This window comes from Shewanella intestini (genome assembly GCF_018221465.1).
Lineage (GTDB): Bacteria > Pseudomonadota > Gammaproteobacteria > Enterobacterales > Shewanellaceae > Shewanella > Shewanella intestini.
The window spans coordinates 1-21,573 of sequence record NZ_JAAIKR010000018.1 but is presented as its reverse complement, the minus strand read 5'-3'; the positions used below and the strand labels follow the sequence as shown (position 1 = coordinate 21,573).

Here is a 21,573-nt window from a genome sequence, read left to right as displayed (position 1 = left end):
TCTTATCGCAATTGCTTTTCTGGATCTTGAAGAATATCTTCAAACATATCTTTCACGCGGCAGTCGCCACACATCTTTAAACGCTCAATATTGGCACTGAACGCACTGTGTTCACCTACCATTTCAAGCATTTTGTGCACCATTGACTGTGTCGCAAATGGGCTACCACAAGTAATACACTCAAATGGTGGCTCATCTTTCAGCAGTTGAACTTGTTGACGCTCTGCCTGATTCAAGTTGACTTGTGCCACTAAACTAATGGCATTTTCAGGGCAAGAGCTTTCACATAAACCACATTGCACGCAATCTTGTTCAACAAATTTCAATGCTGGAGTGTCACCGCCATCGGTCAACGCTTGCGTTGGACAGGTAGAAACACATGACATACACAAGGTGCAGCTGCTTTGATTAACGACGACTTTGCCATAAGGCACGTTAGCAACCGTTAATTGAGTGTCTACCGCCGCTGCTTGTTGATTTAAATGGTCTATGGCTTGATAAAGCATGTTACGTTTAACATTCACGTCTTCTGATGCTGCTAATACCATCGGCACAACAACAGGCCATGAATTACTGACCACCAGCTTAGCGTCTATGGCATCTAACTCTTCAACATCAATCACACGTAAACGCTGTGGTTGGCCCATTTCTTCTAGGATTTGGTTTGCCAGCCCCATTTCGCCATTTAACATTTGCGTTAATGTTGGCGCGGTTGCCGGTGTATTTAACACAAGCACTTCACGGGCACCAAATGCAAGAGCGGCCATCCAGTGATCAATGCTCGCAACGGTGATTTCTTCAAGTGCAATAGGCAATACATCACCGCTAATGGCATCTGTGATAGCGTCACGACCCACACCGTCGTCATGGAATAAAATTACCGGGGCGACTTGTGCTTGTTGGCGGAATTGGCTAATTAGCTTTTCAAGGTAACTATGAAGGGCTTTAGGGGTTGGCAGGTCGTAACTGATCGCGCCAGTAGGACAAAGGTTAGTACAACTTCCTGCGCCGTGACAAAGGTAAGGATCAATTTCGATTTTTTGTTCAATGCTACTAATGGCATCTGCTGGACAGAAATTTAAACAACGATTACAGCCATTAACACCGTTGCGATTATGCGCACAAACATCTTCGTTAACTTTAACGTAGCGAGGTTTATCGAACTCACCGACTAAATCTGGAATTTGTGTTAAAGCATCAGTAAGTTTGGCTGCGTCCTGACCTACGTAAAAGTAGCCTGCTGGCAACATTTCTAGGTTAATACACGGTTCATCACTAAGATCTAACACAATATCAAAGTGAGGTTGACGAATAGCGACGGCACTTAATTCAGCCAAGCCATTATCACCTTCGACACTCACTTGAAATTGACCTAAGAACCCTTTAATCCCTTTAAGTTTGTTATAAAAGCTTTCAACATCAGTCGCGGCATTCATAACTAATTCTAAATGCGCTTCGTCTTGGCTGGTGATACTGCCATTGGCCAAAATGACGCGACTGGCCATATTTGACAATTTATCGGCGGCAAGCCGAGCTAAATCTTCAGGGCCAATCACTAGTACATGGCCTTGGGTGGTATAACTCACCGTCGGTGGGATCAGGTTTTGAAGGATCTGATTGCTACCGAGGGCTTGTTGCCGAGCTTTTTTAAGCTCTAGCTGATTTTGTATCATACTCATTGCGTTCCTAACATTTATGTTAGTAAGTCTAGCTTACCAACATGGTTAAGTTGTTTGCAGCAGTCCTTGCTCACCCCACAGTATTAAACCTGCTATATAATTAGCAGTGTTTAAACCTCATCACTGGCCTGTGTTTGCTTTACCAGTTCATCAGACTGGCTAAGCACATCTTGCGGGCTTGTTGCTGCTACAACTTGGTTATGTGTTTGCTGTTCAGTTGGTGCTAATTCCTTTTGTGCTAACGTGGTTTCCTCAATCTCGTTCTCGTCCTGTTCAGCCGTGAGCTCCTGTTCTTGTTCTTCATCAGTTTCAGTCTTAGTCATATGACGAAAGACCTTTTTAGCTAATTCAGATGAGACTTCGGCGGATAATTTCGGTTGATTTGAATAATCTAAAGCATATTCAAGTAAACCATCAATTTCATTATATTGCGGTTGCTTCCACAGTGCTCTAAGCGCGGCTTGTTTAGCTGCCGGATCAACATTGTCAGCCATAAAACTGGCAAAACTGCCGCCTATTTCAATAGCGTCAGGATCGGGCAAGTCTTCTGCCGTTAATATTTTATCTGGTTGTTCTGCTGGTACTTCTTGAGTGGTTGCTGAGGAGACTGGCCCTACTTCGACATCAATATCCGTCGAGGTAACATCTTGAGGCTCTTGCACCTTGACTTGCTCAGCTTCTTTAGCAACTTTATCTCTTCGTTGTTGCCAGCGACTTAATAGCCCACTCATTGCATTTTCCCAACCATATTAGCGCTTGGACCTTGGTTTTTACGACGATCAACATGACGACGTCGTTTTGCGCTAATTTCAACTTCACCATGACGGGTAATGAACGCTTCAATCCAACAAGCAATGGCTGTAGGCATAAGAATATTTAATACGGGGGTATCTGACTCTAAGCAGCCTGCACCCACATTTTGATCTGCTGAAATAGTCGCAGGAATCCAAGTGCCGTCTTCTAACTCATCACACACGATATATAACATAGAGTTAATCATATCGAGGTTAATACGGTAGCTACCGCGTTGATCTTTATAAAGCTCAAGCAAGATTAATTTAGCACCTTCAGGAGCCTCATGTGTTGCAGGTATAAACTGGTCAATTTCCCAACGGACTGATTTCCAACGCCCGACTTGAGTTTCGACCGTTTTCAAGGACACATACATTGGCCAAACGTTATCAGTATGTTGCATAGTTATGGTTGCCTTACATTGATTTTTAAGACGTGATTTTAAAATTTGTCTTAGTCCCATATTTTAGAGCAAAAAAAGTGCCAACTATAATCCTATAATAACTTTGACCTAGGTCTCGAAATCGATCCCCCTCACGGGACAATTTGTCCCTTTCCAAATAAAAAATGGGACATTAGTTCACATTTATATGGCTAAACATTTCAATACTTGCGTTAGATCACGCATTGAAAACATCTCTGGTCTGAGCTCATAAGAAGTTGTTATGCTGAATGCCTAGGATTTAATAGCGTTTTTCACGCTTCATTATCATTGCTATTGGCGAAATTTATATTCGTTTTTAGCTCTCGAATTACAAGGTTTATTTCATGTCTCAAACAACGCCTTTGGCCAACAATGTTAAATTTGTGAAAACTGAAACAGAGGTTCCATTAACGCTTCCCGTTAAAGCGATTGATGAAAAAGGGCAGGTAGTAGATAAACATGTTGCTTGTGAAAGGCCGTTAACTGTTTATTTAAATTGGCGCCCAATAGTGACATTAATGACGCTTGGCGCAAAACCAGAGTCTCTCACCCTTGGTTATTTAAAAAACCAAGGGTTTATTAGTGATTTAACCTTGTTAGAGTCAGTCATTGTTGATTGGGACGTAAGCTCAGCAGTCGTAATAACCAAAGAAACCTCTGACGATATTGAAGCGAAGCTTGCAGAGAAAACCGTGACGTCTGGTTGCGGGCAAGGCACCGTATATGGCGGATTAATGCAAGGTGTTGATGATATTCAGCTACCGACGCCTTCAATTAAACAGTCCATTATTTACCAATTATTGAAAAATATCAGTGCATATAATGACACCTATAAAAATGCGGGTGCAGTGCATGGTTGCGGCATTTGTCAGCAAGATGAAATTTTAGCATTTGTTGAAGATGTTGGCCGTCATAATGCGGTCGATACATTAGCTGGAGATATGTGGCTAAATCAGCAAGCCGGTGCTGACAAAATATTCTATACCACAGGTCGCTTAACCTCTGAAATGGTAATAAAAGTGGCTAAGATGGGGATTCCGCTATTACTCTCTCGTAGTGGTGTCACTCAAATGGGATTAGAGTTAGCACAACAGTTAGGGATTACCTTAATTGCTCGAGCAAAAGGAAAGCACTTTTTGGTGTATCACGGCGCTGAAACCATTGAATTTGATGTACTTTAAAGCTAATCAAAACAGGTATGTGGCTAAGGAAATTCACTTAGCTACTGCAATGTTAAAGCGACACTTAACCACGTTTCAGCTTTCGCCATTGCTGCTGCATTTTTAAATCTAAAAAGCTCCAAGCCAAAATACGGGTAATTTTATTGCCCTGTTTCATTTCAATTTCTTTCACCTGCACCGCCTTACACTTAGCCAACAATACTTTACAAGGTTTGAGATGTTCAGACTTTGAAATCAATGAAGTAAACCAACGGACCTGCCCTGCAAACCTCACGCTTTCATTAATCATGTTCGTCATAAATTGCAGCTCACCGCCTTCACACCATAATTCAGCTTTCTGGCCACCAAAATTCAAGACATTGGTTTTGGATGTTGTTGCCTTTCTCGGCTGCTTTGATTGTCGATTTGCCGCTAAATTCGCTAATTTTTTCTGGCTACCCGCTGTAGCTTCGGCTAACGAGCGATGAAACGGAGGGTTACACATCGTAAAATCATAATGCTCTGTTGGTGCGATGATGCCATTGAAAACCGCACTCGCATCGCCTTGATGCCGTAAAGATAACTGCGCTGAAGTTAATTGATTGGCTTTGGCAATCTTGGCGACATTATCAAGTGACACGGTATCAATATCAGAAGCAACAAATTGCCAATGAAATTGTTTAATCCCCAAGAAAGGATAAATGCCATTGGCCCCCGTGCCGATATCAAGCCCAATGATAGAAACCTTTTTAGATTGATTGTTACTTTGACCTAATAAGTCAGCTAAATAATATAAATAATCCACTCGTCCAGGTATAGGGGGGCATAAAAAGCCATTGGGGATGTCCCATTGTTGCACGCCATACTCTGCCAATAACGCCGCGTTAAGTGCTTTAACCGCCTGCGGGTCGCTAAAGTCGATTGATAAATTACCGTATTGATTCAACTGCACATATTGATTTAACTTGGGCGATATCAACGCTAAAGCTGTAAAGTCATAGCCGTGACGATGCTTGTTAAGCGGATGCAGGCCCTTACTGGTTAATACCGGTGCAGCCGCCTTAGCCTTCTTCACTGAGTGTGTTTTTGACAATGCTGTTGTTGGTTTAGCGGTTATAGTTTTAGATGATTTTTTAGATTGCGCCGTCGCACGTTTGACTTGAAGTTTACGCGTCAGAGTCGGCTCTGACGCGGGTGTTTTTTTCGTGCCCATTAGTCGTATAAATATTTAGTAAATAGCAAGTTGACGACGGTTTCTTTTCCGGTTTCTTGTTGCATTAAACGGTTAACCATTTCAAAACATTCACGACGAATTTCCTCACGGCCTGAAAGCGATTTCACTTTATCTTCTTCTTGATTCCCAAGAATTTCAACGATGGCAGAGCGCAATAATGGATCATGGTGTTCAAGTGCGACTAAATCGGTAGGGTCATTCACCATCAATTCAACGCTAATTTTAACAAACCCAAGCTTTTTGCGGTTAGAAATATAATTTGTGACAATGTCAGGTTCAAAACCGTAATAGGCATAGTCTTTTTTGTCTTCTGCTGCGACATGGAAACAAGAAAACAGACTTAACAATAACAGCAGTGAGGCAATTCTTTTCATCAAGGGGCGGTTCCTAAAATACTTGCGCAATTAATAATCTATATTGTAAACGTTCATTATAGTTTTTGCCTAGTCATGCTCGTGCTAAACTGCGGCAGTTGAAGTATTGTAACGAGTTTTTAATGAACGTGACTAGTATTAGCTTCCCATATGGTGAAGCCATTCAATGGTTTTCTCCACAAAACAGCCATAATTTACCAAATATGCCCTTAAGGGACTGGTTGCTCGATGAAAATAGCCTAACAACTAAGCTAAGGAATCATTGCCAGAAATTTGATGTCACCGTACTGGGTGAACACTTACATGCACCACTAGAAGGTGAATGTGAGCAAAGCTCAACGTCGATGTGGATTCGCGAAGTGTTATTGTCACTAGATGGAACACCTTGGGTATTTGCCCGCACACTCATCCCCCAAGCCATATTAGATAACCCGCTTTATACCTTTGCCACCCTCGGCACACGTCCTTTAGGTGAGCTGCTATTTAATAGCAATGAAATTAGGCCGGGAAATATTGAAGTTGCTCAATTTGAAACCTGCGGCAAACTGGCCAGTTTAGCGCTAAGTCTTGAACAACCTGTCACTGACACATTATGGGGAAGAAGACGTTACTTTGAACTAGCTGATGAACAGATTATTGTGAGTGAAATTTTTCTACCAGCGGCGATGCAAGATATTATCAAGCACGCTTAAGAGTACCTAAAACACAAACGTACACTCCAAAATTAACATTTACCAGCTGACAACAAACATGACACTCACTTTGGCGTTAATTTTTAATGCACAATGACCAGACCTGGTTTAGATTAGGCGACATGCATACTTCAAACGTTAGGCGCTCCTTTTAATATTATTGCTGAAATAAACACTGAACTCACCTTTACACCTGTCCTCTTCCCCTTACAGTCGATGGTAACTCATCAATAACAGGCGATAAGTATTACAAGCACGTTGACGCGTAATAAGGAGTAATTTGAGTATTAAATTGTTTTTCTCATTCTCGCTAACATCAGTAAAACTAACATTGACAACCAACCAACACTGCCACCAGAGTCACCGCTATTAGTTAACTCTATTGCAGCAGGGTCTTGTGCTGCTTGCGCAACATTAATAGTTTGGCTTTCTTGGGCACTATTTCCAAGCTCATCAGTCACTGTAACCTTAACGGTATAAGTCCCCGCTTGAGCATAAGTATGTTGCAATGAAGCTGCGCTACTGGTGTTGCCATCGCCTAAATCCCACTGGTAGCTTAACTCACCAAAGCCGTCTTCCCCTGCAGCCGTTAACGTTGCGACAAGTTCAGTATGGAGCACCTGCATAGCAACCTTAGGCAGTATCACCACTTGTATCTCAAATGCTGTCTTGCTACTTGCTCCGCTGGCATCGGTCACTGTTAGTGTCACGTTATATATGCCCGATTGACTGTAGGTATAGCTAGGCGATACATCAGAGCTGGTATTTCCAGCATCGCCAAAATCCCATTGATAACTGTAACTGCCATCACCACCGCTCACTTGCGCAGTAAATGTCACGAACCCTTGATCCATATTTGACGTGGCAGAGGCATTTAATGGGGCAACAATCGCTGTCACTCCAGAGCGCTTGAAACGAACCGTTGCTGTAGTGCTATCAACAGCCTGTTCAATAACCTCCATCGTTAAACCTAACTCTGGTAACACAATACCTGATTGCGGTTTTAACGGCGCACTGTAGTCTAAGGAATCATCAAATAAGCTATTTCCATCTAAGTGATTATCAGAGAAGTAATTACCTTGTGGAAACAAACTAAATGCTGCATCACGAATTTGAACCGTTGTTGAATGCTGGCCAATGAGATTTTGGTCGGCATCAATCACCCCGATTAAGCCAGAACCGGCATGTTGTGATGAGTTATTGTCGTTTTGTTCAAGATCTTCTAGCCACATCAGCACTCCCGGCTCATAACCTTGGTGTTGTAATCCACTATCAAGCGCTAAATGTGAGCGCAACTGCACTAGGTACCTTCTTGGCTCTGCGGGACGTGTATCGCTAATGCGGCTAAACCCCGCTAGACTCATCGTCGCAACGGTTTCAGCGTTGTCTTGATAAATCACATTACCATTGTCAGTGACCACCAGCTCATCAATTGCAATACCGTAATCCCCTTCAGCTTGATCAGTCACATAAACCATTTCCACTGTAACATTTTGTCCACTATAGGCCGATAAGTCATAGTTCAGTTCAACCCAGGCATCAGCTCCTTCAGCGCCAGCAATGGTATTTGAGCGACCAGAAATAAAATTATTTACCTCGCCGTGATAAGCATTAACGCTTTTTGTATGGTTACCAATCAACGCAACGTTGTTAATCAGCACCTGCATATAATCGTAATCTTGCTCGATATTCCAATGTGCTTTGAATACTAGCGATAACGTTGCAGAAGTGGGTAAGTTCAGTTCAAATGACATGCGATTGTTAAGCATATGGCCTTGACCAGAGTAATATTGATACTCACCGGCATAAGGCGCTTTAAACGCGATCAGATTGGAAGGAAGATTAATCGATAGTTGATTCACTTGATCCGACTCAACTGCATGATGCAACTTAACTTCTACACCTGCATCACCAATACTGCTAAGTGGAATCACTTGTTCATTCACCCACTTCCCTTTGAGCTGTTGTTGTAAGTATGAGCGGGCATAAGGGCTAAACCCACTTGGCTGCGCGCCAGGAATACTGCCAGTCCAACTCCCGCCCGACATTAAAGACCAAGCTCCCACAGGAGAACCGTCTTCGGATGAGGTATTAATATCATATTCATCGGGTAAACCAAGATCATGGCCAAACTCATGCGTACACACTCCAACTGCGGCATCGATGGGTTGCACGGTGTAGCCAAAAATTTTCATATCGCGACCAGGAATAGTGTAACCGGTGGTATGACTGTCGACAAAAAATCGGTGTGACCAGATAGCATCTTCACCTAACATGCCACCACCCGCTTCCTCACCAATGCTGGAGTGAAACAGCATAATGTGATCAATCATGCCATCGGGCTCATCAAAATTACCATCACCGTCCAGATCATAAGGATCTTCAATGTCATAACTGGCTAACTCAGCATCCGTTAACCCTGCCACGGTTTTTACCACCGCTTCTTTAACTAATTCAGGGACGGCTCGATCTGTATTGTTTTCATTACCGCCATAATAGGCCGCGTTGTTATCGGCGCGAACCCAGTCGTAAGCTTGACCGGTAAAGAAAAAACTTTGCCCAGAAGCGGCTTGAAAATATTGATACGCTGACTGTAACGTCTGACTTTGTGGACCATTAAACCCGGTTTGGGAAAACAATAGATCTTGATAATGTGAACTTGGGTAGCTGTTATAAAACATGCCAGTATCTGCTGCGCTTAAGCCATTATTGTCATATGGGAGATCAGGAAAATCCACCAACACAGCCATAACCTTGACAGTTTTAGTGATATCTTTATCAGCGATAATGCTCATATTTCTTACGGTTTTTGACTTTTTTTGATTCTGTCGAAGAGCCTGAGCTTTTTTCTCTAACGCGATAGGTTGATAACCACCGTTTTGACTTCGTTGAATAAAGCTCGCCACTGCCGCATCTTTTTGTTGATCAGTTGCGTCAGTGGCAACTTCACCGCGCTTAATTAACCAGTAAAGCACTTGCTCTTTGTTAATCACGCCGGGATCGGCCGGTGTCCCACCTAATGGCACAGCAACAGCCCCCATGCAAGTTAATGCTAAAAATGTGCTACATAAGCTCAGACTCATTTTTTTGTACATGGTGACTTCCTTTATCAATCCCACCTAAAGTAAATTTGATGAACCTACTCTATGACGTTTAAATCTTGTTACACACCACTTTTACAATCTAATAAACCATATGTCTGCTTAGTGAGATTGGTTTAACTGACAACACACTGTTACGTCAGTAATAATCCTGTATAACTTTGTTTATAATTAGGTTTATGGCTTTACTTATAACCGTGTTTATTGCGCGATTATCCATTAGCAGCATTGTGACACCACCAATAAAACTATACAAACACCTCACAAAATAGCAACAGAAGCCACACATTAAATACATGATATTTGTACGTTTAAGTGACGCGAAACAAACTCGCAATATGAATGGGGTTAACATCATTAAAAAATATCAGTAAAAATCACTGGTTTTGCGGCGACTTTAAGTGAATAACAACAACTTAATAATGCTTAAGTCACTGCAAAATATGCTACCATTTGTGACTTACTGCTACTTAAGAAATATCGTTCTAGGAAATCTAATGGAAACCCTTTCTGCCGCCATAATGCTTTTTTTAATTATGGACCCTCTTGGCAATTTGCCCGTCTTTACCGCCGTATTAAAGCACGTCGAAAAAAAGCGCCGCCGTAAGATTATTATTCGAGAGTTGTTGGTCTCATTAGCCATTATGATGTTATTTTTATTTACCGGCGAACAAATCCTTAACTTCTTAAGTTTAAAGAAAGAAGCTGTATCGATTGCAGGCGGGATCATTCTGTTTTTAATTGGTATTAAAATGATTTTCCCAACGGAAGGTGGATTAAGTGGCGTAGCTGCAGGTGAAGAACCTTTTATCGTACCACTAGCAATTCCATTAGTCGCAGGACCTTCAATTTTAGCCGCGTTGTTACTATTAGCACATGCCGATCCAAACCGGATGGGCGATTGGAGCCTTGCTCTATTCGGAGCTTGGTTTTTAAGTGCGGTTATTTTAATGATGTCAGACTTGTTCCACCGTTTATTAGGTGAAAAAGGCTTAACTGCGGTAGAAAGGTTGATGGGTATGTTACTGGTAATGATTGCAGTACAGATGTTGCTAGATGGTATTATTGATTACTTGGCTTTTGCTAAATCAATCTAAGTTAAATTAGGCGTAGCGCTTCGCACATCGCCTAATTTATTACATCTAATACAGGCAACTACAATCAAATATAAAGGTGATATACTTTCGTGCTTACATTTTATGGAATAAATCATGTTCTATTTAGTCGCTAGTTGCATTGCATTACTATTAGGGCCCCTTTTTTACCGTTATTTTTCATCGGGTAGTGGTCTGCAAAAAGGGTTAGACGGATTTATTTTTGTCGCCTTAGGTGGCTTGGTACTGATCCATATATTACCTGAGCTACTAGAACATGGCGGACCATTGTCGTTATTGTTCGTGGTCTTAGGGCTTTGGGGTCCGACAGCCAGTGAACGAGTATTTCATCAATATTCCAATATTACCCACAACATCACCCTAACCTTAGGTATTGCTGGCTTGTTCTTGCACACCGTAACTGATGGTGGTGCAATGGTTTTAGCACAACGTGATGATTATTCAATTTTACTGGCATTAGGCATTATCTTACACCGTTTACCCGTAGGTTTAGCCATTTGGTGGTTGTTAAAACCGCAAGTGGGCAGTCGTTGGGCAAGCGCAGTTATTGCCAGCATGATTGTGCTAACTTGCGTAGGTTACTTTGGTAGTGAACAACTTTTACACCATATTAGTTTAGAAAATACCGCATATTTACAAGCATTTGTAACTGGCTCTATTTTGCATGTGGTATTGCATCAACCTCATGGGCATCACACCGAAGATAAGCAAGGAAAATACGAGTACCAAGCAGGCATAGGTAGTTTGCTTGGGCTTGCTTTATTGGCATCGTTATTGTCATTAGAAACGGGCGGTGAGCATCATCACCATAGCCACGGATTCGCCCAACTATTGGAATGGTCATTGTTAGTGTCGCCTTACTTAATTCTCTGTTATTTAGCCGCGACATTGCGCTATCACTTAAACTGTAGGCCAAACAACCCACAGCTCAATAAACGCTGGCTACAACGTTTGATTGGCCCTGAGTCAATGATCCTTACCTTGGCTTTACTGGGGCCAACTTATGGTTTACTGCATTTTCTCGCAGCGCTGTTACTCACGCTTTACCTCACTCATCAAAAAGTTGAGTTAACGGACCCACATAGCCAATTACCCACATCAGCTTGGCAGTTTGGCTTCGCCCACACGGTGGACCGCAGTGCCCCATGGATAATCTTTAGTTTGGTCGTAGCCAATGTGATTGGCCACCCTTCGGTACCGTTGTCTGCACCTTGGTTACAAGTAGCCATTTTATTGTGTGTCTTTATCCCACTGCGTTTTTGTAACTTAGGCGCAGCAATATTAGCGGTTTCTCTTGCGTTAAGCGGTTGGACGCCTATTGCGATTATATTTGCTGTTATTGCCGCTCCACTAATTAATTTGGCACAATGTAAATTAATGAAACCACGACAAGTAATAACATCATTATTCATATTAATGGCGCTAGTCAGCGTTAGTTATTGGGTCGAATTACCTAAGCAACAGGCGTTAGCCTTACCAGAGTGGATAAATATTGTCAGTTTAACGCTGGTCAGTTTATTGTTTAGTGCCAGCTTATTGCGGGTTGGGCCTCGCCAATTTTTAGCCAAATTAATGTTAATAAAACAACATAAGCATCACCATTAGGTATTAAACCCAAGCCGGAGGCGGTTATGTGTATTTTGTTTATTGCTGTGAATGTTCATCCTCAATACCCGTTAGTGGTGTGCGCCAATAGAGATGAGTTTCACCACAGACCGACTCAACCCGCACAATATTGGCTACCTAACAATGCTAACGATCAGATACTTGCAGGACGAGACTTACAAGCTGGGGGAACGTGGTTAGGCGTTTCACTATCGCTGCAATTTGCAGCATTAACCAATCTACGTCAGCCTTCAATACCAACTAAAGCCCGCAGTCGCGGTGAATTAGTTATCATGGCATTACAAGGGAAAATAACCCAAGCTTGGTTAATGCAGCACGCCTCTAATTACGCACCTTTTAATTTAATATTCCAAACAGGCACAAAGCTCTTTTGTTTTAATAGCCTAACGATGGCGACCACGTCCTTAACAACGGGATTTCATACAATTAGTAATGGGGATTTACAAGATAAATGGCCTAAAATGACAAAAGGCGAACAAGCCTTAGAGTCTCTAATCAATCAACATGAAACCTTAGATAAAGAACAATTGATAAACTTGATGCTTGATCAATCAACTCCCGATGACAAGCAACTGCCCAGTACAGGTATCGCGATAGAATGGGAACGACTATTATCACCTATTTTCATTCAACACCCTGAATACGGCACTCGTTCAACAACCATCATTTTACAAAACCAACAAAGTGACATTGAATTTACTGAGAGGCGCTACGATGGCAAAGCGCGTAATTTAGGCCAACAAACTTTCTGGTTATCCCCTCAATAAGTCTTTTACGATATAGCTTATTAATCAATAGTTAACACTATAAACCACCCTATAAGTGGTAATTATTTCAGCGTCAAATCATTACTCTTCTTAGCAGTGCTCTATGCTTTCATCGTTTATTTTGATGTGAAGTCACCAGCAAAACTTAACATTGATAATAAAGCGTCCTTAGCTAGGAGGCGAAAAGTTAACAACAAATATCAATTTTACAACCTAGATCATAGTTATTTATTGGCATACCTTGCATACTTCGGTTGTTGCTAATTTACCCTCCGGAGGACACGCCTTGAAGCAGCCCACACAGATTAGTTGGGATCAGTCGATGATCGAGAAGTACAATTACAGCGGTCCCCGTTATACCTCTTATCCGACCGCACTTGAATTCGACGACACATTTACCGAACAGAATTTGCAGACGTCGATTGAAAACAGTCAATCGGATAAGTTGTCTCTATATGTGCACATTCCTTTTTGTGCCAAGCTTTGCTATTACTGCGGTTGTAATAAAATTATTACCCGTCACGCACACAAAGCTGATCAATACATTGAGTATCTAGCGGCTGAAATTATTAAACGCGCACCGTTATTTAAAAACTACACGGTAACGCAAATGCATTGGGGTGGAGGCACACCAACTTTCCTTAACCCTGAACAAATTTTAAAACTCACCACCCTAATTAAATCGCACTTCAATTTTGCAGAAATCGGTGAGTATTCTATTGAAGTAGACCCTCGTGAAATCGAGCTCACAATGCTTGATACACTCAAAGAAGCAGGGTTTAACCGTATTTCTATTGGGGTACAAGACTTCAATAAAGATGTACAGGTTGCTGTAAACCGTGAGCAAGATGAACAATTCATCTTTGACCTTATGGCAAAAGCCAAAGCACTTGGTTTTGTTTCAACCAACGTTGACTTAATTTACGGCTTACCACTTCAGACACCTGAAACATTTGCTCAAACAATTGAACGTATAATTGAGTTATCACCTGATCGTCTATCAGTGTTTAACTATGCACATTTACCATCTCGTTTTGCTGCACAGCGCAAAATTAAAGAGGTTGATATGCCTTCGCCACAACAAAAACTTGATATGTTGCACCAAACGATTGAGTCATTGACGAACGCAGGTTATCAGTTTATTGGTATGGACCACTTTGCCAAACCTGACGATGAGCTTGCTAAGTTACAAAATGCAGGCAAATTGCACCGTAACTTCCAAGGTTACACCACTCAAGAAGAGTGTGACTTACTTGGGCTTGGCGTGTCTTCAATCAGTCAAATTGGCGACTGTTACGCGCAAAACCAAAAAGATTTACGTCCATACTATGAAGCCATTGACGAACAAGGTCATGCATTATGGAAAGGCTGTAGCTTAAACCATGACGATGAGATTCGTCGTGTGGTAATTAAACAAATCATTTGTCATTTTGACCTTGATATGGCAACAATTGAAGAACGCTTTAACATTGTGTTTGAAGACTACTTCGCTGAAGATTTAAAACTGTTGCAAACCTTTGTTAATGACAAACTGGTGCTAATTAACGATCGTAAACTGACTGTTAGTCCAACAGGCCATTTGCTTATTCGTAATATTTGTATGTGTTTTGATGTTTACTACCGTCAAAAAGCACGTCAACAGCAGTTCTCTCGCGTTATCTAACACATGGCGTGAAAGCCATTAAAAAAGCCAGCATAAATGCTGGCTTTTTTGTGTCTCTGAGTAAATATGCGCGTACTATTTAAGTGATTTAGCACGAACCTTGTTATATAGGGCTTGTCGGCTACTGGCAGATAAAAATGCCATGTCAACGCCATTACGCTGAACTTGGCTAATTTGGGCATCGGTTAATCCAAGTTGCGACTTAGCTATTTGATATTCATGTTGGATATCGATTGCACTCACCCCAGGGTCATCAGTATTCAAGCCAATTAATACACCCGCATTGAGAAACGTCGTAAAAGGGTGCGCGTCATAACTGGTCACTGTTGAAGTGTGCAAGTTACTGGTTGGGCACGATTCAATCCCAATTTTATGTTCAACCAAATAATTCATTAACTTAGGGTCGTCAATGGCATTAACGCCATGCCCAATACGTGTTGCACCTAATTTCTCTATTGCTTGCCACATACTTGATGCGCCAGCAGCTTCCCCTGCATGTACAGTAATGGCTAAACCAGCATCTCGAGCCTGTTTAAAATGGTGATTAAACAACTCACCCGGGAATCCAAGTTCATCCCCCGCAAGGTCAATTGCAATCAGCTTATCTTTAAATGCCAATAACCCATTAAGTTCTTGCTGACAGGTTTTTTGCCCAAACGTGCGAGATAAAATACCAATTAAATTAACGTCGATATCAAAGTCGTTTAAGCCTGCTTGCACACCATCGATAACGGCTTCGACTACGCCTTCAATAGGCAACTTATGATTCATTGCCATGTAATATGGGCTAAAGCGTAACTCAGTGTAATCCAAACCCGACACCACAGCATCTTCAATATTCTCATAAGCCACACGTTTAACGGCATCAAGGTCAGCCAACACGCCTACCATCCAATCTAACTTAGTTAAAAAAGCCACCAAGTTACTTTCAACACCTTGTACTTGTACAAAAGGAGCTAGCTCAGATAAAGAATTTGCGGGTAATTGAATTCCGTGTTGATGACCCAATTCCCACACCGTGTTAACTCTAACATTACCATCTAAATGTCGATGTAAATCGACTAATGGAAGTGTTTTATCGATCATGAAATTACCTCTTTACAAAACAGCCATATGAATATTTTTGTTACTAACGTTGGCTATCATTAAGCTTAACATAATCAGGCCAAACACAGTGTTCTTTAATTAATATAACCAATTACTTTTAAAAGCATTTTGTGTTTTGGCGCATGTATTTGTTAGTTTTTTATTGCATACTCTGCAATTGCGTAAAAATTAATAAGGAATAATAATGCGTAATTCTGTTTTATCTTTAGTCATTATGACAACATTGTTGGGCTGCAGTGCCCATACCACTTCATTTGAAGCTAATCACACTCAACAACCACAAAAAACAGCCCAAGCACATGAGGTGGCAACCTTAATAGACCAAAGTTGGGCACATACTTTAAAATTTAATCCCGCAATGGCGGCACGCCTTGGTAACACACAAGCGCTAGGAAAATTAACCGATATGTCGGTTGAAACATTAGCTAAGAGCAACGCCGAAGCGATGCAACTTTTAGCGACCGCAAAAGGGATCGATCGTGAATCGCTTAATAAAGATGACTTAATTAACCTAACGATTTTACAAGATCAGCTGCAAAATGAAGTCGATATGTATCGCTTTAAAGATCATTACTTACCGATTACGGCTGAAAGCGGCTTCCATGCTTACATTGCATCTATTGCCAATTCGAATTTTGATTCAGAAGCAGATTATCAACATTATTTAGAGAAGCTGAGTGCTTTACCGCGCTATTTTTCCCAACAAACATATTGGTTATCGCAAGGCTTACAAGCCGGCATAACACCAGCTAAAGTCACCCTTAAAGGGTTTGAAGATAGCATTAGTCCTTATATTGTCGCAGCGGAAAAAAGTGGTTATTACCAACCATTTTTGAATTTTCCAACACACTTTACTGAAGCGCAAAAACAACATTTTACGCAACAAGGTTTACTCAGCGTTAGCCAAAATGTCATACCAAGCTATCAAGCCTTTTATGACTTTATGACCCAAGAGTACATTCCTAATGCAAGAACTGACATTGCCGCATCATCGTTACCGGATGGCGAAGCGTTTTATGATAATCGGGTAAAATATTACACCACGTTAAATATGACTGCTGATGAAGTTCATCAATTAGGCCTTAAAGAAGTTGCCCGAATTCGTGCAGAGATGCAGCAAATTATTGAGGACTTAAAATTTAAAGGTAACTTTGCTGAGTTCTTACATGTTTTAAGAACCGACCCACAGTTTTACCCCAAAAGTGCTGAAGAGTTATTAAAAGAAGCTGCATATATTGCTAAGAAAGCCGATGCTATGTTGCCAAAATATTTTGGCAAACTTCCCAGAACGCCTTACGGAATTAAGCCTGTTCCCGCGGAAATTGCCCCCAAATATACGACCGGTCGCTATTCAGGCTCAAACAGTGATGATCAACCTGGATATTACTGGGTCAACACCTATGCGCTAGAGCAGCGCCCATTATATGAAATGGAAGCATTAACGCTGCATGAAGCGGTGCCAGGGCATCATTTACAAATATCTTTAACTAAAGAATTAACCCATTTACCTAACTTTCGTCGTTACAGTTATATCTCTGCGTTTGGTGAAGGCTGGGCACTGTATTGTGAATATTTAGGATTAGAAGCAGGCTTCTATAAAGACCCATACAGTAACTTTGGTAGGCTTACCTATGAAATGTGGCGCGCTGCACGCTTAGTGGTTGATACAGGGATGCACGCTAAAGGTTGGAGCCGTCAACAAGCGATGGACTTTATGGCTAGTAATACCGCGCTTTCAATGCACAACGTCACAACAGAAATTGACCGCTATATTTCATGGCCGGGACAAGCCTTGTCATATAAAATTGGTGAACTAACCATTAAACGATTACGAGCCAAAGCGGAACAAGAACTGGGCGAAGACTTCGATATACGCGCTTTTCACGACGCGGTGCTAGAGAATGGCTCAGTACCTATGTCGATTTTAGAGCAAATAGTTGAGCAGTTTATTGCTGATAATAAAAAGTAGCCTTAATAAAGTGGCAGTTTGATACCATAATAAACTGCCACCCAATGGTATTCGCGTTATCACGAGCCAATTAAGCCAATCAATCATCTGTAAATTATTAACGTTAAGGCATCATGCAAAACTATACCTTTTCCTCAGAAGCACAATTTAACACCCCTGAACAAAACACATTTTGGCAGCAGGTCACGCAAGCTACCTTACTTACTCAAGACAATATCTCTTTGGCTTATGCTTACATTCGTCACCCTAACAATAATAAAGCCGTTGTCATTAGTAATGGACGCGTAGAGTCGTACTTAAAATATCAAGAGTTAATGTATGACCTTTACCAACAAGGTTATAGTGTTTACACCCTTGACCACAGAGGCCAAGGCTTGTCTCAAAGACAAACTCACAATCCCCATCAAGGTTTTGTTAAGCGTTTTGAAGATTATGTTGTCGATTTATCTGACTTTATTAAGCAGATAGTGCTAGGCCAACAGCATCAACAGTTGAATTTATTAGCACATTCTATGGGCAGTACAGTCGCAACATTACTGCTTGCACAGCAGCCGCATTGGTTTAATTGCGCGGTGTTTTCATCACCCATGTTTGGCATTAAATTACCGCTAAATGCTAACTTCATTTTATGGCTAGCTAAACTGCTAGACAGTTGCCAGCTAAAAGAAGGGCTATATCAATGCAATTATGTGTTGGGTGGAAAGGATTACTCTCCCATAAAATTTGAAAGTAACCACCTTAGCCACAGCCGCAAAAGATACTATCGGTTTCGTGAATTATTTACTGAATACCCAAAAATCCAATTAGGTGCACCGACAAATCACTGGCTGCTAGAAGCAATAGAAGCGGCGGAGCAATGTGTCAACTTAAGCAGGAGTATCACAACGCCAAGGCTAATCTTGCAGGCAGAACAAGAAAAAATTGTCTGTAATCAAGCTCAAAATCGCAGCCTGAATCAATACTGCCAAAAGGTGGTCATTAAAAACGCTTACCATGAAATGTTTATTGAATCAGATAGCGCCCGTAATCAGGCTTTAACAGCCATGTTTGATTTCTTTACTTCACACTCAACGACAACTGAGATTTAATCAATTGGGTTATGTCGACTTCATTTAATGGACGGCTAACAATATAGCCTTGGAAAAAGCTGCATTTAGCCTGTGTTAATTTATTAAGTTGTAGCTTGTTTTCAATATGTTTACCGACAACAGGTAATGAAAGTTGCCGCGCTACATCAACCACACCATTGAGCACGTTTATCGACTCTGCAGAGCTGTCAATATTGCGTAAATAGTGTTTAGACAACTTAACTTGAGCAAAACCTATCCCTTGAATTAAATACAATGCACACGAACCCGCCCCAAAGTCATCTAGTGCGACCTTAAATCCATAACGTTGTAATTCAAGTAGTTTTAATCTTGCCTGCCCTGCGTTGACCGAAAAAATATCGCCATCAAATTCAAATTGAATATTGTCTAATTTAATTTTTTTCGACTGGATTTTACTGACAACCATCGATACAAAGTGGTCTTGATGAAAGTGTCTAGCAGAGATATTGATCGAAATAATAGGCACTTGTAAATCTTCTTGTTGTAATGACTTTATCAAATGACAAGCTTCATCAATAACCAATAATTCCAGCTCAAAAATAGTGTCAGATAACTCAGCAACAGGAATAAACTTCTTTGGTGAAATAAATCCATGTAAAGGATGGTACCAACGTAATAATACTTCAATAGATTGAACTCTTCCTGCTTGGTCGACAACGGGTTGATACATCATGGAAATATGTTGCGCTACTAATGCTTTTTTCAATTCAAAACCCAAGTCGAACGGCTTAGATTCTTCATCGTAATTAGGGTAGTAAATGGCACAACCGTTAGAGCGGCTGTCTTTTGCTTGAACCAATGCCCCATCGGCTCTGGCTAATAATGTTTGTGGCTCAAGTGATTCAATACCATCAAAAACCACTAAACCAATTCGAGCAGAAATAGATAACGTTTGGTCAGCAACGGTAAAGCTACGACCGATCAATTGTCTTACCTCGCTAGCCAATGCAAGTGCGCGTTTGTTTGCTTGCTGAATGTCCCCGCCAAAATTTTTCGCCAAAATAACAAACTCATCTGCACCAAGACGCGCGACAATCCCTACGGATGAAAAAGCCCCGGTTAACCTTGCAGCAATTTGAATTAGTAATCGGTCACCTACCTGACGACCAAGCGCATCATTGATAAGCTTAAAATTATTGAGATTAATCATTAATACTGCAGAGAACTGACCCACTCTTCTACTGTAAACTTGTAAATCATACAGCTCATTTGCCAACGATTCACGATCCACTAAATCTGTCAGGCTAGTTTTTAAATCTTGCTGTACGGCAAGACGCTGGCTTTTTACATCACCTGTGACATCGGTAATCGTGCCAATGATACGCGTCGGTTGACCATTTTCATCCCACTCAACGCTTTTGCCGCGATCTAATACCCAAATATAATGACCTGTTTTATTTCGCAGTCGATGCACACTCTCATAATCGTCTACTGTATTATTAATGTAACTGTGCAACGTCGTTAGCACTTGCTGTTTATCTTCAACGTGTAACCGTGACTCCCAAACCGAATAATCATTATCAAGTTCATATGGCTGGTAGCCCAAAATATCTTTCCAACGATCAGATATAAACACATCATTGGTGATTAAATTCCAATCCCAAATGCCATTTCTCGCACCTTCAACGGCAAATAACCATCGTTGCTCAGCATTATTTAACCTTTTATTACTGCGCTTTAATTTGGCATTGGCCAATATTAAATAATCGCGTAAATCACACAACTCTGTTGCTGGGTTGCTAAAACCAATATCGAACGCTTTAGAGTCAATTTTGCTCACATTGCGGGTGAGTTTTCTCAAAGGAATCACCAATAACCAATTGAGCAATAGACAGAAAAATGTGATTGCAGCAAAGCCAAATGTCCACACTTTAATAAAACGGTCCATCAACTGATCATCCGCCCGTGACGTTAGCACGGCAATATCATACTCAAGGTAAATTAAATTAATGGTATTGGAATAACTGAAGCGATTATTGGTATTGATTGGGTAGTAAATTTGAATAAGCTGCTTATCAAGACTGATATTGACAGCAGGTTTTTCATTATCGACAACCGTTTGATGCGTCAATTGATCGTAATCCTGTAATACATTTCGAGCATTACTTTCACGCCAAATGGCATGGTTTGAATAATGAATTTCACCCGACATATCAAGTAGAGAGTAGATAGTCATATTGACATCAGTTGAAGCTAAGGAAACTTCTTGATCAATACGTTCAAGATCTTGCGTAGCTAATGACGATTCAACCACATAACGCATCCTAAACAATGAGCTAATAATCTGTTCGGACTTATTTTGGGCAATTTGAGTCTGCAACTGACTACGTTCATAAAGATATTGACTGCAAACAATAAGGACAAACAACATTATTATAAATGCTGGAATTAAGAAACTAAGTGATATTTTAGGCAGTCGAAGCAAAATACATCCATTGTAAGGCAGTAGATAAATCTAACATATAAAGGCTCCTGCCTTTATTACGAGCACATAGCATAAGCTGTGCTTATATCATTAGTCCATAGGTATAAGGAGGACTTTGACTAATTATGGCTGCAGATATAACAAAGTCGCGATATAAATCAAAAATAATTGTTTATACCGATAGCAGCCCGCTATAAATCATCATGACATGCACGCCGTTAACGAACAGACTCTGGTGCTAAATGACTATCAATTCATCGTTGGTTATAAACCTCAGACACGAAAAAGCCCTAACATTGCTGTTAGGGCTTATCGTAATATTGGCGGAGCGGACGG

General features: G+C 41.1%; 16 protein-coding genes. 8 read left to right on the top strand and 8 right to left on the bottom strand.

Annotated features, from left to right (window positions below):
• Positions 1 to 2 precede the first annotated feature (2 nt).
• The 3 genes from G3R48_RS15140 to G3R48_RS15130 form a co-directional block, all read right to left on the bottom strand.
• On the bottom strand, positions 3 to 1,679 hold the full coding sequence (locus G3R48_RS15140) for a 4Fe-4S binding protein (protein WP_153666061.1): 1,677 nt from the start codon (positions 1,677 to 1,679) through the stop codon (positions 3 to 5).
• A gap of 110 nt (positions 1,680 to 1,789) precedes the next feature.
• Positions 1,790 to 2,410, bottom strand: coding sequence for a DUF3306 domain-containing protein (locus G3R48_RS15135; protein ID WP_153666060.1), 621 nt, complete (start codon positions 2,408 to 2,410; stop codon positions 1,790 to 1,792).
• Positions 2,407 to 2,874 carry a DUF3305 domain-containing protein gene (locus G3R48_RS15130; RefSeq protein WP_153666059.1) on the bottom strand — a complete coding sequence of 156 codons (468 nt, stop codon included), beginning with the start codon at positions 2,872 to 2,874 and terminating at the stop codon, positions 2,407 to 2,409. The genes G3R48_RS15135 and G3R48_RS15130 overlap by 4 nt, the downstream gene beginning before the upstream one ends.
• A 365-nt stretch (positions 2,875 to 3,239) precedes the next feature.
• Here G3R48_RS15130 and G3R48_RS15125 point away from each other — a divergent pair, with 365 nt between their 5' ends.
• Positions 3,240 to 4,076 (top strand): formate dehydrogenase accessory sulfurtransferase FdhD, encoded by an 837-nt coding sequence (locus G3R48_RS15125; RefSeq protein ID WP_153666058.1) that lies wholly within the window; start codon positions 3,240 to 3,242, stop codon positions 4,074 to 4,076.
• A gap of 64 nt (positions 4,077 to 4,140) precedes the next feature.
• On the opposite strand, the gene rlmF is transcribed toward G3R48_RS15125, so the two are convergent.
• Together rlmF and G3R48_RS15115 are read right to left on the bottom strand one after the other, a co-directional pair.
• On the bottom strand, positions 4,141 to 5,268 hold the full coding sequence (gene rlmF / locus G3R48_RS15120; protein ID WP_153666057.1) for a 23S rRNA (adenine(1618)-N(6))-methyltransferase RlmF: 1,128 nt from the start codon (positions 5,266 to 5,268) through the stop codon (positions 4,141 to 4,143).
• Positions 5,268 to 5,663: a flagellar basal body-associated protein FliL gene (locus G3R48_RS15115; protein ID WP_153666056.1), complete on the bottom strand. Its 396-nt coding sequence runs from the start codon at positions 5,661 to 5,663 to the stop codon at positions 5,268 to 5,270. The genes rlmF and G3R48_RS15115 overlap by 1 nt, the downstream gene beginning before the upstream one ends.
• A 122-nt stretch (positions 5,664 to 5,785) precedes the next feature.
• On the opposite strand from G3R48_RS15115, the gene G3R48_RS15110 reads away from it, so the two are divergent.
• Entirely contained in the window at positions 5,786 to 6,355 is a 570-nt protein-coding gene (locus G3R48_RS15110; protein ID WP_153666055.1) for a chorismate--pyruvate lyase family protein, read from the top strand.
• 287 nt (positions 6,356 to 6,642) lie between these two features.
• Here G3R48_RS15110 and G3R48_RS15105 read toward each other — a convergent pair whose 3' ends face one another.
• Positions 6,643 to 9,450, bottom strand: a complete 2,808-nt coding sequence (locus G3R48_RS15105; RefSeq protein ID WP_153666054.1) for an immune inhibitor A domain-containing protein — start codon at positions 9,448 to 9,450, stop codon at positions 6,643 to 6,645.
• Between the two features lie 503 nt (positions 9,451 to 9,953).
• Here G3R48_RS15105 and G3R48_RS15100 point away from each other — a divergent pair.
• The 4 genes from G3R48_RS15100 (at position 9,954) to hemN (ending at position 14,627) form a co-directional block, all read left to right on the top strand.
• Complete coding sequence (locus G3R48_RS15100) at positions 9,954 to 10,553, top strand: YhgN family NAAT transporter (RefSeq protein WP_153666053.1); 600 nt, start codon at positions 9,954 to 9,956, stop codon at positions 10,551 to 10,553.
• 114 nt (positions 10,554 to 10,667) lie between these two features.
• On the top strand, positions 10,668 to 12,176 hold the full coding sequence (locus tag G3R48_RS15095) for a ZIP family metal transporter (protein ID WP_153666052.1): 1,509 nt from the start codon (positions 10,668 to 10,670) through the stop codon (positions 12,174 to 12,176).
• Between the two features lie 26 nt (positions 12,177 to 12,202).
• Entirely contained in the window at positions 12,203 to 12,964 is a 762-nt protein-coding gene (locus tag G3R48_RS15090) for an NRDE family protein (RefSeq protein WP_153666051.1), read from the top strand.
• 286 nt (positions 12,965 to 13,250) lie between these two features.
• Positions 13,251 to 14,627 (top strand): oxygen-independent coproporphyrinogen III oxidase, encoded by a 1,377-nt coding sequence (gene hemN / locus G3R48_RS15085; RefSeq protein ID WP_153666050.1) that lies wholly within the window; start codon positions 13,251 to 13,253, stop codon positions 14,625 to 14,627.
• Between the two features lie 75 nt (positions 14,628 to 14,702).
• On the opposite strand, the gene add is transcribed toward hemN, so the two are convergent.
• Positions 14,703 to 15,713 (bottom strand): adenosine deaminase, encoded by a 1,011-nt coding sequence (add, locus tag G3R48_RS15080; protein ID WP_153666049.1) that lies wholly within the window; start codon positions 15,711 to 15,713, stop codon positions 14,703 to 14,705.
• Positions 15,714 to 15,948: 235 nt separating this feature from the next.
• On the opposite strand from add, the gene G3R48_RS15075 reads away from it, so the two are divergent.
• The gene (locus tag G3R48_RS15075; protein WP_380714294.1) at positions 15,949 to 17,703 is read left to right on the top strand and encodes a DUF885 domain-containing protein; all 1,755 of its coding nucleotides are present in this window, start codon (positions 15,949 to 15,951) and stop codon (positions 17,701 to 17,703) included.
• 113 nt (positions 17,704 to 17,816) lie between these two features.
• On the top strand, positions 17,817 to 18,791 hold the full coding sequence (locus G3R48_RS15070) for an alpha/beta fold hydrolase (RefSeq protein ID WP_153666047.1): 975 nt from the start codon (positions 17,817 to 17,819) through the stop codon (positions 18,789 to 18,791).
• Here G3R48_RS15070 and G3R48_RS15065 read toward each other — a convergent pair.
• Complete coding sequence (locus tag G3R48_RS15065; RefSeq protein ID WP_228497505.1) at positions 18,760 to 21,183, bottom strand: bifunctional diguanylate cyclase/phosphodiesterase; 2,424 nt, start codon at positions 21,181 to 21,183, stop codon at positions 18,760 to 18,762. The two genes, G3R48_RS15070 and G3R48_RS15065, sit on opposite strands and share 32 nt — an antisense overlap.
• Between the last annotated feature and the right edge of the window lie 390 nt (positions 21,184 to 21,573).